The following is a 12099-nucleotide window of genomic DNA, read 5'->3' on the forward strand; positions in this document are numbered from 1 at the left end:
CGGTCAATTGTGGCTGCCATCGTTAGAATGCCGCGCCTTTCCTAACGCTGTCAAGCGGGCGGTATCGTTAGAACGTGGATGTGGCAGACCTGGCGGGCGGCGGTGCCCCGATCCTGGGCGAACCGCCGCCGATCGAGCTGAGCAACACCCGCTACGCGGCGCGCGGCCGGCCGATGGACGGCCTGCTGAGCGTCGAGCATCTGGCCGCCTGGCTGCGTGACCTGCGTCCCCGCCTGGCGGTCCCGCTCACCGACACCGACCTGCGCGGCGTGACCGAAGGCGATCTGGCGGCGGCCAGGGAGCTCCGCGACACCGTCCTGGCCCTCGCCGCCGCCACCGTGGACGGCCGGGCACTCGACCAGGACGCGGTGGCCACGCTCAATCACCACGCCGCCCGCGATCCGCGCTGGCGGGAACTGCGAGCCCTCCCTGAGCCGCATACGCGGCTGCGCGCCGCGGGGCGACCGGTCTCCGCCGCGCTCGCCGCCCTCGCCGAGGAGGCCGTCGAGCTGTTCGGCGGACCGCTGCGCCACGAGCTGCGCGCCTGCCAGGGCCCCGGCTGCGTGCTCCACTTCATCCGCGACACCGCCCGCCGCGAGTGGTGCTCGCTCGGCTGCGGCAACCGCGCCCGCGCCGCCCGCCACTACGCCCGGCAACGACGGACGCCTCCCGGATGACGGATCGGGCGTCGAGCCGGCAGCAGGTGTCGCGGCGACCGGGGCACCGCTGAACTTCACGCCCGCCGGGCGGGCTACGACGCGGCCGGGCAGGGGTGCGGGGCGTGCCGGTTCGGGGAGCAGCAGATGACGGCGGCGGTGATGAAGTCGCCGCCGCGGAGCCAGATGCCCCACTGCACGTCCACCCCGCCGGCCAGGTGCTCCTCGGCGAGGTGGAGCCGCAGGTCCAGACCGATGCGGGCCTCGCCGTCCGGATGCAGGAACGACTCCGCCGCCGAGCGGTACCGGCGGGTCAGCCAGGCCACCGCCTCGGCCACGGTGGCCGGCGAGGCGTCGATCCGGGTGCGCGGCTTCAGCAGCCAGTCGCAGGTCCGCATCGGCGGCAGCGGCGACGCCGGAAAGGCCGGATGCGGCGGGCGCCGCTCGCTCTCCCGGGCGCGGTCGGCGCCGCGTCCGGTCCAGCGGTAGCAGTGCAGGTGCATGGTCGTTCCTCGTACAGTGGACGGGCGGTCCCTGCCTGTCGCTAGCGGGCAGGGGCCGCCCATCTCGGGCCGGATCGGCTAGACGGTCATCCCGGCGGCGCGCAGCTCGTCACCGGTGAACCGCAGGACGCCCGCGTCGGGCCGCTTGCCGTCGCGCAGCGCGAAGGCGTCGGCGACGCCCGGGATCGGCGCGAGCTCGACGCACGCCTCGCCGCCCTCGGTGCCGTTGTTGCCGCCGCAGCGGCGCCGGAAGTCGGTACCGGTCAGGTCGTGCTGGTAAAGGTCCATCAGGACTCCCTTCTGTCGGGCCCGGCGGTGGCCGCCGGGCATGGGAGGCACCCCATGAGAGGGCGCCGGCCCGGCCGGAGGACGGGTGGAGAGTCGCCTCCGGCCGGGGGTCGGAGAGGCGCTAGACGGCGTCGCCGAGCAGCAGGCGTCGCCACAGCTCCAGGGCATGGACGTGGCGCATCCGGTCGGTCTCGACCCGGCCGCCCGGACCGGTCCGCCGGATGTGCATCTGGCCGCCGCCGGCCACCAGGTAGTAGACGGTCGACCGGCACCGGCACGTCCAGCGCAGCACCCGGTGACGCTCGCCACGCGGCCGGAGCGGCCGCCATTGGACGCGCTCGGCGGTGGCGCCGGCCGGGAGGACATGAGGGCCGTGGTAGGCATAGCCCTCGGTGACCCTCGCGGTCATGGAGCACACCCGACCAGGGTGGCGATGCTCTCCTGCTCGGCGATCGCCCGCGCGAGAGCGAGGTGGTCATCACCGTCGACCGTGCGTGCCGCTCCCTCGAACTGGGCGGCGCCGGTGAAGACTCGCTCGCGCGTGGCCCACAGCCTTCCGTGGTCGCTGCGGAAGACGCGCCAGGCGATGGGATTCAGGTGCGGCATGGTCGGACCTTCCGTATCCGTTGCGTGACGAATCATAGACGCCACGTGATCCATGCCTGTGACCGTAGGCGGAGGCCGGCGGGTTCGGGGGTACAGGACGTGCCTCTACATCGAGAGGTACGGCTTGTACCTGTCGATCAGGCCACCGCGAGAAGGCGCAACCGGTGTGCCAGGTCCCGCGCGTCGTCGCGGACGGTCACGTTCGCGCTCGCCGTCAACTCCAGCACCGCCGACCTGGTGAACAGGTTGTAGGCGATGGTGTCCGGGCTGATCTGATACGCCTTGCCGAGCAGATGGACGGCGGCCAGCGGTTCGCGCTTCAGGTGGTAGGCCCGTGCCTGCTCGATCAGGTGGAACGATCGCCTGGTCGCCGATGGCATGTCGAGACTGATCCGGTCGGCGTGCCGGACCGCCTCGTGTCCGTCGGTGAGGTCGGCGTACATGGTCACGGCGTAGGCGTCGACCATGGCGCGGCCGAACAGCAGCCACGGATGGTGCCCGTCGACAGACCGGGCGGCCCGGTCGGCCTGGTCCCAGTGCCGCTCCGCGTCACCCCGGCGCCCGGTCTTCGCGTACGACAGCGCCATGGCCAGGTGCTGCAGGCCCCACAGCCTGCGGTCCTGCTCGCTTTCCTCCGGACGCAGAAGTCGTGCCGCCTGGCGAGCGATCTCGATCCGGGCCTCGGCCTGCTCGCCGGCGTCGCGGAAGACGTGGTTGAGGTACCAGGCCGCAGCCGCCATGGCGTGCGGGTCGTCGGCGTCCTGCGCGGCCTGCATCGCCCGGTCTCCGGTGAGCAGCACCAGTTCGGGCACCGGCTGGAAGGAGAGGTAAAGCTGGGCGAGGTGGTAGACCTGCGCGAGCGAGACGAGCGCCCGGCGCCGTTCCGCGCCTTCGAGCCGGCGCGCGGCGGTGCGGGCGTCGTCCAGCAGCCGGGGCAGGATGACCGCTATCGCGCTGCGCTGGTGCGAGGATCCGTGCCAGACCAGCCACGCCTGGGCGACGGCCGCGGCGAGTTCGCCCGCGGTGCCCACGGCTCCGTCGTCGGTGGCGAACGGGTAGGTGATCAGCGCCTTGGCGATGTGCTCGGCCTTGTCGTGCCGGTTCTTGGTGTGGGTGGCGGTGCTCAGCTTCTGCTCGCCGGTCAGCTCGGCGAGATCGTCGATCTGGAGGATCTCGGCGATGCGGATCAGGAGCGGCATCCGTGGCATCAGCAGCCGCCCGCGTTCCAGGGCCTTGACCCATTCCGCGGAACGTCCGCACAGTTCACCGAGGACCGGCCGGCTCATCCCCGCGCGTTCGCGGTGAAGTCGCAGCCGATCACCGAAAGCCGCCGCGCTGCCCTCGCCCATCTGTCCTGCCCTCCCCGAGCGTCGCAGCTCCAGGCTAAGGCGCCGGGGTTCTTCAGGGGAGGGCATGACGGTGTTCCGGGTCAGAGACCATCCGGGGTTCGGGGGTGGACGCGGCAGTTGGTGTGCAGGTATTGGGCGCGTCCGTGGTGGGAGTCGTAGATCGCGACGGTCTGCGGGTCTTCGAGGGGATGGGTGGCGGGCATCAGGAAGTGCGTCTCGCTGATCGGGAGCAGTTCGTATCGCAGCCGCTCCGGCCGGCCGAGGAACCGCGCCTGCTTTGGGTCCAGCGTCAGGGTGAGGTGCAGCCCGCCGTCCTCGGCTCTCACCTGGAACTCGGTGCCGGGCCGCGCGTAGGCCTCGGTGAAGATCTTCTGGTAGAAGCTCTCCCGTGGCCCGCCGTTGGTCGGCATCACGATGGCGAGGTTCGCGTCCGGCAGGATGCGCAGCCGGGCGTTCTGCCCGATCGTGCTGCCGCCGGTCGCGTAGACCGACCGGCGGGGTAGGTCGAGGCCCGGCCATGCCGTTCAGTCCAGGTTGTGTTCGGCGATCAAGGGTTCCCGCCAGCCGAGCATGGCCTCGACCATCCGGACGGCGGCGACGGCGGGCGCCACGTCGTGCACCCGGACGATGCGCGCGCCGAGCAGGACGCAGACCGAGATCGCCGCCAGCGTGCCCGCCAGCCGCTCGCCCTGCGGGGCGCCCAGGGTCTCGCCGATGAAGTCCTTGTTCGACACGGCGGCCAGGGTGGGGTGGCCGATCTCCGCGATCTCCGGCAGCCGGCGGGTGATCTCCAGGGAGTGATAGGTGTTCTTGTTCAGATCGTGCCCGGGGTCGATGATGATCCGCTCGGCGGCGATGCCGGCGTCCAGCGCGTGGGCCACCCGTTCGCGCAGGAACCTCGCCACCTCCGCCACCACGTCGTCGTAGCCGGGGCGCCGGACGGCCTGCCGGGGGCCGCCCAGGCTGTGGGTGATCACCACGTGGGCACCGGCGTCCGCGATCACGCCGGCCAGCCCGGGATCGCGCAGGCCGTTGGTGTCGTTGACGACGTCCGCGCCGGCGGCGAGGGCCTGCCGGGCCACGTCGGCCCGATGGGTGTCGACCGAGATGACGGCGTCGGTGCGGCCGCGGACCGCCTCGATGAGCGGCACCACCCGCTCGATCTCCTCCGCGACCGGCACTGGCGGCCCGGCGGCGCCGAACGGCATCCCGCCGAAGTCCAGCCAGTCGGCGCCGGCCGCCACCGCCCGCTCGGCGGCGTCGACGGCGGCCCCGAGCTCGTAGGTGGCACCCCGGTCGTGGAACGAGTCGGGCGTCCGGTTGATGATCGCCATCACCGCCACCTGCCGGGCGAAGTCGAACCTCCGCCGGCCCATCGTGCGCTCAGGAGAGATCAGGGGAGGGTGGAAGATCCTCCCGGCGCCGTTCGCATCCATGACAGTCATTCCTTAGGGCAGCGGTCACCACGCGGAGCAGGTCGAAGATACCTGCTCAGCGGTCGCCCCCCGGCCGGCCGCCGCTCACGGACGGCGGCGCTGCGCGGGAGCGGGCGTCAGCGGGACCGGCCGAGCGGGGCCGGCGGGCCGAGCCGCGGGTAGGGCCGGTCGTCGACGACGCTCTTCATCACGATCGTCGAGGTGAGCCGCTGGACACCGGGCAGCGCGGCCAGCTTCTGGTCCCGGAGGCGCTGGTAGGCCGCGATGTCGGCGGTCACCACCCGGACGAGGTAGTCGGGGTCGCCGAACAGCCGTTCCGCGGTCCGGACCTCGGCGATCTCGGCCAGGCCCCGCTCGAATCCGTCGATCGTGCCGGCGTCCTCGCGGTCCATCGTGACCGAGACGAGCACCTCGAAGCCCAGGCCGAGGGACGCCGCATCGACGACGGCCCGGTAGCCCTTGATGACACCGGTCCGCTCCAACTCACGTAACCGCCGGTGACAGGGCGCCGCACTGAGCCCGACCCGCTGAGCCAGCTCGGTCACGGTGAGGCGGCCGTCCACCTCCAGCAGCGCAATAATCTTGCGATCAATGGCGTCCATTCGCCGAATCATATCCCGAATGCCGTAATACTCGGCATAATACGCAAACAAGTTTCGCATTTTTCGAGATATTCTTGCCGGCGGTCTGATAAAGAGGTAAACGGAGGATCGGCGCCGCGCATGGGACATCCATTCGACTATCTGCCCTTCATGGCGACGCTGTTCGGCATCCCGCAATATCTGCCGCAGATCGGGCGGCTGTGGCGCACGCGCGATCCGGCCGGGGTCTCCTGGGCCTGGGCGGCGCTCACCGGCGTCAACAACGCCGCGTGGTTCGGCTACTTCACCTCGTCCGGCTACTGGACGGCGCTGGTCCCGTCGGCGGCGGCCACCCTGCTGGCCGGGACGGTCGCCGTGCTGCTCGCCCGGCTGGGGCGCGCCGGGCTCCGATCCGGTGCCTGGGTGGGCGCATGGGCCGTCCTGCTGGCCGGGTCCGCCGCCGCCGCCGGCCCGCCAGGGCTCGGCACGGTGCTGACCGTCGCCTCGGTGGTCCAGGTCACCCCGTCGGTGGTGACCGCCTACCGGGCGCCCCGGCCGACCGGCGTGTCACCCGGCACCTGGCTGCTGGTGCTCGGCGAGGTCTCCTGCTGGACCGTCTACGGCCTGTACCGGTCCGATCCCCGGTTGATCGCGCTGGGCGTCACCGGCATCACCGCGAGCGTTCTCATGCTGGCCCGGATTCGGTACGCCGCGCGGCGGAGATACCGGCCGTCGCCGTCGGCGCGGTTTCGATAGTCCCCTGCCGTTCCGGACCCCGAAAGCCGGCCCGCGTGCTGCCGGGCCTCAGCTCACCGCCTTCTTCACCAGGGCGGCGATCTGCGCCTCGGCGGCGGGGGTCAGGCCGGTCAGGGCGTAGGCGGCCGGCCACATGGCGCCGTCGTCGAGGTTGGCCTTGTCGCTGAAGCCGAGGGTCGCGTACCTGGTGTTGAACTTCTGCGCGGCCTGGAAGAAGAAAACGATCTTGCCCTCCTTGGCGTACGCGGGCATGCCGTACCAGAGCCGCGGCGCGAGGTCCGGCGCGGTCTCCTTGGCGATGGCGTGCAGCCGTTCGGCCAGGACGCGGTCGGGCTCCGGCATCTCAGCGATCTTGGCGACCACGGCGGCCTCCTCCTCCGCCGCCTTCTCGGCGCGGGACAGGCGGCGCGCGGACGCCTTCACCTCCTTGGCCCGCTCCTTCATCGCGGCGCGCTCCTCGGCGGTGAACGCCTCGGCCGGCTCGTTGATCCCGGTGGTCTTCCGGGCGGGCTTCTTGCTGTCCTTCATAGCGGCTTTCCCTTCGATATCTGGATTTCCGGGCGGAGACCCGGGCCTCCGCCCGCGTCACGATCCGGGGAGCGGCGTTGCGGCCGGCGCCGGATCAACGGTGCGGTGCTTTCTGAGGAGATGTCCGGTTGCGATGGTGGCACAGCGGCGCGGTGGCCGCCCGGCCGCCCCGACCGGCGGCCAGGACCCGGCCGGCGGCCAGGACCCGGCCGAGGGCCGGGCCGGTGGTTCAGCCCCAGGCGCCGGCTATCTGGCGGGTGGTGGCGTTCAGCCGGTTGAACAGGTTGGTGACACCCACCATAAGAATGATCGCGGCGAGCTGCTTCTCGTCGAAGTGGGTGGCGGCCGCATCCCAGACCTCGTCGCTCACCGGATCGGGGCGATCGGCGAGCCGGGTCGCCGCCTCGGCCAGCGCCAGGGCCGCCCGCTCCTCCGCGGTGAAGTACGGCGCCTCCCGCCAGGCGGCGACGGTGGCCAGCCGCTCGTCGCTCACGCCGGCCTTGCGGGCCGTCTTGACGCCGCCGTCGACGCAGGAGGCGCACCCGTTGATCTGGCTCACCCGAAGATGCACCAGCTCCAGGGTCTGCTCGGCCACGCCGCCGGACCGCGCCGCCTTGGCGATCTCCTGGATGGGCCGCATCGCGTCGGGCAGCACGACGGCGGGGTTGCGCATGCGGGACTGCATGTCGATCTCTCCTCTTCCGGGGCCGGCGCCCCGATCGTCGGCCGGGGCGTGACTCCATCACAGCCCGGCCGGCGTGCCACGGCCATGTCGCCGGGACACCGTGGGACGGGCGGCACGGCCTTGACCAGCGGTGAAACAGGTTGGGAAACTGCTGGCGGCACGGGACGGGCAAGTCGGGGAGCGGTGCCAGTGCGCGAACGAACGGCACCAATCGATCCGCGGGACGAACTGGCCGCCCGGCTGCGCCTGATCCAGGAGCTGTCCGGGCTGGGCGTCCGCGCCCTGGCCCGGGACGCCGGCCTGAGCTCCTCGTCGCTGTCGCGCTACCTCAACGGGCGGACCGTCCCGCCGTGGCCCGCGGTGGTCGCGCTCTGCCGGCTGGTGAAGCGCGATCCGCGGCCGTTGCGCCCGCTGTGGGAACGCACCGCGGCCGCCCTGCCGGCGCCCCCGGAGACCAGCCGCCGGTTCCGGCCGCCGGTCCGCGACGAGCTGCCGCGGGACGTGCCCGATTTCATCGGACGCGAGGAGCGGCTGGCCGCCGTGCTTGCCGCGATCGAGAGCCACCGCGCGGTCTCCGTCGACGGCATGGCGGGGGTCGGCAAGACGTGCCTGGCGGTGCACGCCGCGCACCGGCTCGCCGCCGACTTCCCCGACGGCCGGCTGTACGTGGACCTGCACGGCTTCACCGAGGGCCGGCCGCCGCTCGACCCCGACTCCGCGCTGCGGACGCTGCTCGCCGCGCTCGACGTGCCGTCCGACAAGGTGCCACAGGACGGGCTGGAACGGCTGGCCGCCTGCTGGCGTTCGGAGCTGGCCCGCCGGCGGGTGCTGGTGGTCCTGGACAACGCCGCCGACGCCGGCCAGGTCCGCCCGCTGCTGCCCGGCGCCGGGCCGTCCGCGACGCTGATCACCAGCCGGAACCGGCTGGTCGGCCTGGAGGAGGTGCCCCCGGTCTCGCTCGACGTGCTGAGCCCGGCGGAGAGCGCTGAGCTGCTGGCCCGGGCCGGCGGCGACCCCGGCGGACCGGACGGCAGGCTGGCCCGCGATCCGGCGGCCACCGCCGAGGTGCTGCGGTTGTGCGGCCATCTTCCGCTGGCCCTGCGGCTGGCCGGGGCCCGGCTCCGGCACCGGCCCGGCTGGACGATGGGCGTGCTGGCCGAGCGGATGGCGGGCGGCGCCGGCGACACCGGCGTCGACCCGGCGTTCGCCATGTCCGTCCGACAGCTGAGCCGGGCGCAGGGGCGGCTGTTCCGGCTGCTGGGGCTGCTGCCCGGCGCGTCGTTCGACGAGTACGTGGTGGCGGCGGTGGCGGGAGTGCCGGTGCTCGACGCCCGGGCGGCGCTGGAGGAGCTGGTCGACGCGCATCTGGTCCAGCAGCCGGTGCCCGATCGCCACCGGCTGCACGATCTGGTGCACCGGTATGCCCGCCGGGCCGTGGCGGAGCAGGAGCCGGCCGCCGAGCGGGAGCGCGCGCTGGGCCGGGTGCTCGACTACTACGTGCACGCGGCGGCGGCCGCCGACGCCGCGATGCCGTTCCCGGCGCCCGCTCGGCCGCCCGCCGCGGGGCGGGCACCGGACGCGCTGCCCAGGTTCGCCGGTAAGCACGCGGCCTTCGCGTGGTTCGTCGCCGAGTACGGGAACCTGATGGCGGCCATCGAGACGGCGGCCGCCGCCGGAGCCGACACGCACGTGCACGAGCTGCCGCGCTACCTGCGGGCCTACTTCGCCAGACGCTGCGGTACGACGCATCTCAACGCCCTCTTCGAGCGCTCGCTGGCGGCCGCCGAGCGGCTCGGCGACCCGGCGCGGCTGGCGGAGTCGTACAGCGACCTGGGCTTCGCGCGCTACAACGCCGGCCGGCCGGCCGAGGCCGCCGCCGCCTACGACGCGGCCGGCGCGCTGCTGCCGGGCGATCCCCGGGCCGAGGCCGAGCTGGCGATGCGCCGTGGCCAGCTGCTGTGGGACGGCGGGCACGCCGCGGAGCCGCTCGAACTCTTCCGGCTGGCGGGGCGGTTGTACGGGAAGGCCGGCTGCCCGGCCGGGGCGGCACACGCGGCCGCGGCCCAGGCGTGGACGATGCTGCAGCTCGGCGAGGACGCCGGCGCGGCGCGGCTGGCCGGAGACGTGCTGGAGGTCCCGCACGCCGATCCCGGCTGGCCGCCCGCGCTCACCGCCCGGATCACCCTCGGCGTGGCCATCGCCGGTGCGCGGCCCGACGAGGCGCTGGCCCACCTGCACCGGGCGCTGGCGCTGGCCCGCGACGACGGCCACCTGCACAACCAGGCGTGGTGCCTCAATTGCCTGGGCGTCGCGCTGCGGCGGATGGGCCGGTATCAGGAGGCGCTCGCCAAGCACCGGGAGGCGTTCGCGCTGCTCGACGAGCTGTTCGCCGAGGAATGGAAGGTCCATTTCCTCAACGGCTATGGCGAGACCTGCCGGCTGGCCGGCCTGCCCGGCGAGGCCCTGCGGCTGCACCGGCAGGTGCTGGAGCTGGCGCCGGCGCTGGGCAACCGGCACCAGCAGGTGCGCGCGCACGAGGGCATCGCGGTCGTGCTGGACGAGACGGACCCGGCCGCGGCCGCCGAGCACCGGGCCGCGGGGCTGGCCCTGCTGCAAGAGCTGCCGCTCGCCGGTTGATCAGGTGATCAGGTCGAGCAGCGCGCGGTGGGCCGGCGGGTCGGCGGCCACGACGAGCCCGCCCGCGCCGGTGTGCACCGGGCGGCCACGCAGGTCGGTGACCACGCACCCGGCCGCCTGGCACAGCGCGATCCCGGCGGCGAAGTGGACGCTGTCCCGTAGGTGACCGTCGGTGACGTACCCGGCCCGGCGGCCGGCGGCCACCCAGGCCACCGCCAGGGTGGTGGACACGACGCGCGGGCGGAACCGCTCGGCGAACCCGGGGTGGGCGAGCAGCCGGACGGCCTGGAAGTCCGGCGCGTTCGGGAACGGCGGATCGAGGTTGACGTCCACCAGCCACGAGTCCGGCGACGGCGTGAGCGGCTCGTCGGCGCCGTCGTGCCGGACGCGGGCCCGGTCGCCGTCGGTCCAGAAGATCTCACCGGCGAACGGGTCGGCCACGGCGGCCGCGGTGACGCGGTCACCGTGGCGCAGCGCGACGTTCACCGCGACCAGCATGTTCCGGGCCGCGTAGTTGAGCGTGCCGCAGAGCGGGTCGACCAGCCACTCGCGTGCCGCGCCGTCCGGCCCGGTGCGCCCGCTCTCCTCGCCCAGCACGGCGTCGTCCGGCCGGGCGGCCCGGATGACGGTCAGGATGGCCTGTTCGGCCTCGATGTCGGCGGCGGTGGCGAAGTCGCCCGCGCTCTTCGCCACCCGGGCCAGCGGCGATCCGTACTGGGCCCGCACCACGGCGGCGCCGGCCCGGGCCGCCGCCACCGCCAGTTCCACGTCCGTGCTGATCATCCGCGCAGGATAGCCGAGGGCGCGCGGCGCCCGGCGAGCGGCCCGACCGGCATGCCGACCGGCGGCTCGCGTGCCGGTCGAGATCTCCATGGCCGCCCGGTGGCCCGCCACCTCGGCTCGAACGGGCGTCCGGCCGCGGATCGGGGACCGGCTACCGGTTACCGGTGCGCCGGTAGACGGACACGTGGGACCGGGAGTCGGCGGTGAACTCGGCGCCGGCCCAGTCGGCGTGCCGGCTCTCCAGCTCGAACCCGGCCAGCCGGCCCATCAGGTCGAGCTCGGCGGGCCAGATGTAGCGGTGCGGGCTACGGCCCAGCCGCGCCTCCCTGCCGTCGTCGAACCGGAAATGGTGCGACACGACGTGCTGGCGCAGCGTGTCGTAGGTGTCCAGGCCGATGTAGCCGGGCTCGCAGAGCCAGACCGTGGCCTGCTGTCCCGGCGGCAGCTTGCGCAGCTCGGGCACCCACAGCTCGATCACGAACCGGCCGCCGGGGGCGAGATGGCGGGCGGCGTTGCGGAAGCATTCGACCTGCTCGTCCTGGGTGAGCAGGTTCGAGATGGTGTTGAACACCAGGTAGACGAGGGTGAACTCGCCCGGCGCGACGGCGGTCGCCATGTCGCCGGCGATGACCGGGATGGTGGCCTCGTCCGCCTTGGTGCGCAACTGGTCGATCATCGGCCGGGACAGCTCGATGCCGGTCACCGGCACCCCGCGCTCGGCGAGCGGGACGGCCACCCGGCCGGTGCCGATGGCGAACTCCAGGGCCCGCCCGCCGCCGGCCAGCTCGGCGAGGCGGTCCACCGTGGGGTCCAGCACCTCGGGGGCGAACATGCCGACGCCGGGGGTGTCATATCGCTGGGCGGTCTCGACGTCCCAGATGTCGTCCTGTTTCACGATCTCTACCCTCGCCAGCGAACCGTGCCGATGTCCAAGGGTTTTCCGCCGGCCCCCTCAGCACCCCTCGTACCGCCGTGCGGCCTGTCCCGCATCACCGGCCATGATCGATTTCTGGCCGCGATACGGACAGCGGGCATCAGTCCTGATCATCGGCCGGGAGACGGACGAGCCGGTCGCGCGGTGTCAGCAGGAAGACCTTGGGCGAGAGCCGGTCCATGTCGCCGCCCCGGCCGAAGACCAGGCCGGCGGCGAAGTCGACGAACTGCTTGGCCACGTCGTCCCCGACCCCGGTCAGGTCCATGACCACCGGGATTCCGGTCCGGAAGTAATGGCCGACGTAGATCGCCTCGTTGTAGTCGGTCGGGCACAGGGTTTTGATCACCGGTCCAGTCT

At 73.2% G+C, this 12099-nt stretch carries 16 protein-coding genes; 3 read left to right on the forward strand and 13 right to left on the reverse strand.

The window, feature by feature from the left end:
- The first annotated feature begins 74 nt into the window (after positions 1–74).
- The gene (locus Sru01_RS12310; RefSeq protein WP_239137351.1) at positions 75–677 is read left to right on the forward strand and encodes an ABATE domain-containing protein; all 603 of its coding nucleotides are present in this window, start codon (positions 75–77) and stop codon (positions 675–677) included.
- A 74-nt stretch (positions 678–751) separates the two neighbouring features.
- Here Sru01_RS12310 and Sru01_RS12315 read toward each other — a convergent pair whose 3' ends face one another.
- The 8 genes from Sru01_RS12315 to Sru01_RS12350 all read right to left on the reverse strand — a co-directional run bounded on the left by Sru01_RS12315 (position 752) and on the right by Sru01_RS12350 (position 5440).
- Positions 752–1159: a hypothetical protein gene (locus tag Sru01_RS12315; protein ID WP_203984395.1), complete on the reverse strand. Its 408-nt coding sequence runs from the start codon at positions 1157–1159 to the stop codon at positions 752–754.
- A 78-nt stretch (positions 1160–1237) separates the two neighbouring features.
- On the reverse strand, positions 1238–1447 hold the full coding sequence (locus Sru01_RS12320; protein WP_203984396.1) for a DUF397 domain-containing protein: 210 nt from the start codon (positions 1445–1447) through the stop codon (positions 1238–1240).
- Between the two features lie 121 nt (positions 1448–1568).
- On the reverse strand, positions 1569–1856 hold the full coding sequence (locus Sru01_RS12325; RefSeq protein ID WP_203984397.1) for a hypothetical protein: 288 nt from the start codon (positions 1854–1856) through the stop codon (positions 1569–1571).
- Complete coding sequence (locus Sru01_RS12330) at positions 1853–2053, reverse strand: hypothetical protein (protein WP_203984398.1); 201 nt, start codon at positions 2051–2053, stop codon at positions 1853–1855. Before Sru01_RS12330 ends, Sru01_RS12325 begins: the two co-directional genes overlap by 4 nt.
- A 137-nt stretch (positions 2054–2190) precedes the next feature.
- Positions 2191–3402: a helix-turn-helix domain-containing protein gene (locus Sru01_RS12335; RefSeq protein WP_203984399.1), complete on the reverse strand. Its 1212-nt coding sequence runs from the start codon at positions 3400–3402 to the stop codon at positions 2191–2193.
- Positions 3403–3482: 80 nt separating this feature from the next.
- A complete protein-coding gene (locus tag Sru01_RS12340; protein WP_203984400.1) occupies positions 3483–3815 on the reverse strand; it encodes a hypothetical protein in 333 nt (110 codons plus the stop codon).
- A 111-nt stretch (positions 3816–3926) separates the two neighbouring features.
- A complete protein-coding gene (gene folP / locus Sru01_RS12345) occupies positions 3927–4838 on the reverse strand; it encodes a dihydropteroate synthase (protein WP_203984401.1) in 912 nt (303 codons plus the stop codon).
- A 116-nt stretch (positions 4839–4954) separates the two neighbouring features.
- Positions 4955–5440, reverse strand: a complete 486-nt coding sequence (locus Sru01_RS12350; RefSeq protein WP_203984402.1) for an Lrp/AsnC family transcriptional regulator — start codon at positions 5438–5440, stop codon at positions 4955–4957.
- A gap of 120 nt (positions 5441–5560) precedes the next feature.
- Between Sru01_RS12350 and Sru01_RS12355 the strand changes: the two genes are divergently transcribed.
- Positions 5561–6175 (forward strand): hypothetical protein, encoded by a 615-nt coding sequence (locus Sru01_RS12355; RefSeq protein ID WP_203984403.1) that lies wholly within the window; start codon positions 5561–5563, stop codon positions 6173–6175.
- A 48-nt stretch (positions 6176–6223) separates the two neighbouring features.
- Here Sru01_RS12355 and Sru01_RS12360 read toward each other — a convergent pair whose 3' ends face one another.
- On the reverse strand, positions 6224–6703 hold the full coding sequence (locus Sru01_RS12360; RefSeq protein WP_239137352.1) for an iron chaperone: 480 nt from the start codon (positions 6701–6703) through the stop codon (positions 6224–6226).
- Between the two features lie 229 nt (positions 6704–6932).
- Positions 6933–7388 carry a carboxymuconolactone decarboxylase family protein gene (locus Sru01_RS12365; RefSeq protein WP_203984404.1) on the reverse strand — a complete coding sequence of 152 codons (456 nt, stop codon included), beginning with the start codon at positions 7386–7388 and terminating at the stop codon, positions 6933–6935.
- Positions 7389–7577: 189 nt separating this feature from the next.
- Here Sru01_RS12365 and Sru01_RS12370 point away from each other — a divergent pair, with 189 nt between their 5' ends.
- Positions 7578–10025 carry an ATP-binding protein gene (locus Sru01_RS12370; protein WP_239137353.1) on the forward strand — a complete coding sequence of 816 codons (2448 nt, stop codon included), beginning with the start codon at positions 7578–7580 and terminating at the stop codon, positions 10023–10025.
- On the opposite strand, the gene Sru01_RS12375 is transcribed toward Sru01_RS12370, so the two are convergent.
- The 3 genes from Sru01_RS12375 to Sru01_RS12385 form a co-directional block, all read right to left on the reverse strand.
- Positions 10026–10808, reverse strand: coding sequence for an inositol monophosphatase family protein (locus tag Sru01_RS12375; protein WP_203984408.1), 783 nt, complete (start codon positions 10806–10808; stop codon positions 10026–10028). It abuts the gene before it with no gap.
- A 151-nt stretch (positions 10809–10959) separates the two neighbouring features.
- Positions 10960–11640, reverse strand: a complete 681-nt coding sequence (locus Sru01_RS12380) for a class I SAM-dependent methyltransferase (RefSeq protein WP_203984618.1) — start codon at positions 11638–11640, stop codon at positions 10960–10962.
- Positions 11641–11842: 202 nt separating this feature from the next.
- Entirely contained in the window at positions 11843–12088 is a 246-nt protein-coding gene (locus Sru01_RS12385; protein ID WP_203984410.1) for a cell division protein SepF, read from the reverse strand.
- Positions 12089–12099: the final 11 nt, after the last annotated feature.

The sequence above is a fragment of the Sphaerisporangium rufum genome (genome assembly GCF_016863395.1).
GTDB classification, from domain to species: Bacteria; Actinomycetota; Actinomycetes; order Streptosporangiales; family Streptosporangiaceae; genus Sphaerisporangium; species Sphaerisporangium rufum.

Excerpts from the sequence above, each read along its gene's own strand:
- Sru01_RS12315 (WP_203984395.1), bottom strand. The coding sequence starts at position 1,159 with ATGCACCTGCACTGCTACCGCTGGACCGGACGCGGCGCCGACCGCGCC.
- Sru01_RS12320 (WP_203984396.1), bottom strand. The coding sequence starts at position 1,447 with ATGGACCTTTACCAGCACGACCTGACCGGTACCGACTTCCGGCGCCGC.
- Sru01_RS12325 (WP_203984397.1), bottom strand. The coding sequence starts at position 1,856 with ATGACCGCGAGGGTCACCGAGGGCTATGCCTACCACGGCCCTCATGTC.
- Sru01_RS12330 (WP_203984398.1), bottom strand. The coding sequence starts at position 2,053 with ATGCCGCACCTGAATCCCATCGCCTGGCGCGTCTTCCGCAGCGACCAC.
- Sru01_RS12335 (WP_203984399.1), bottom strand. The coding sequence starts at position 3,402 with ATGGGCGAGGGCAGCGCGGCGGCTTTCGGTGATCGGCTGCGACTTCAC.
- folP (WP_203984401.1), bottom strand. The coding sequence starts at position 4,838 with ATGGATGCGAACGGCGCCGGGAGGATCTTCCACCCTCCCCTGATCTCT.
- Sru01_RS12350 (WP_203984402.1), bottom strand. The coding sequence starts at position 5,440 with ATGGACGCCATTGATCGCAAGATTATTGCGCTGCTGGAGGTGGACGGC.
- Sru01_RS12355 (WP_203984403.1), top strand. The coding sequence starts at position 5,561 with ATGGGACATCCATTCGACTATCTGCCCTTCATGGCGACGCTGTTCGGC.
- Sru01_RS12360 (WP_239137352.1), bottom strand. The coding sequence starts at position 6,703 with ATGAAGGACAGCAAGAAGCCCGCCCGGAAGACCACCGGGATCAACGAG.
- Sru01_RS12365 (WP_203984404.1), bottom strand. The coding sequence starts at position 7,388 with ATGCAGTCCCGCATGCGCAACCCCGCCGTCGTGCTGCCCGACGCGATG.
- Sru01_RS12375 (WP_203984408.1), bottom strand. The coding sequence starts at position 10,808 with ATGATCAGCACGGACGTGGAACTGGCGGTGGCGGCGGCCCGGGCCGGC.
- Sru01_RS12380 (WP_203984618.1), bottom strand. The coding sequence starts at position 11,640 with ATGTTCGCCCCCGAGGTGCTGGACCCCACGGTGGACCGCCTCGCCGAG.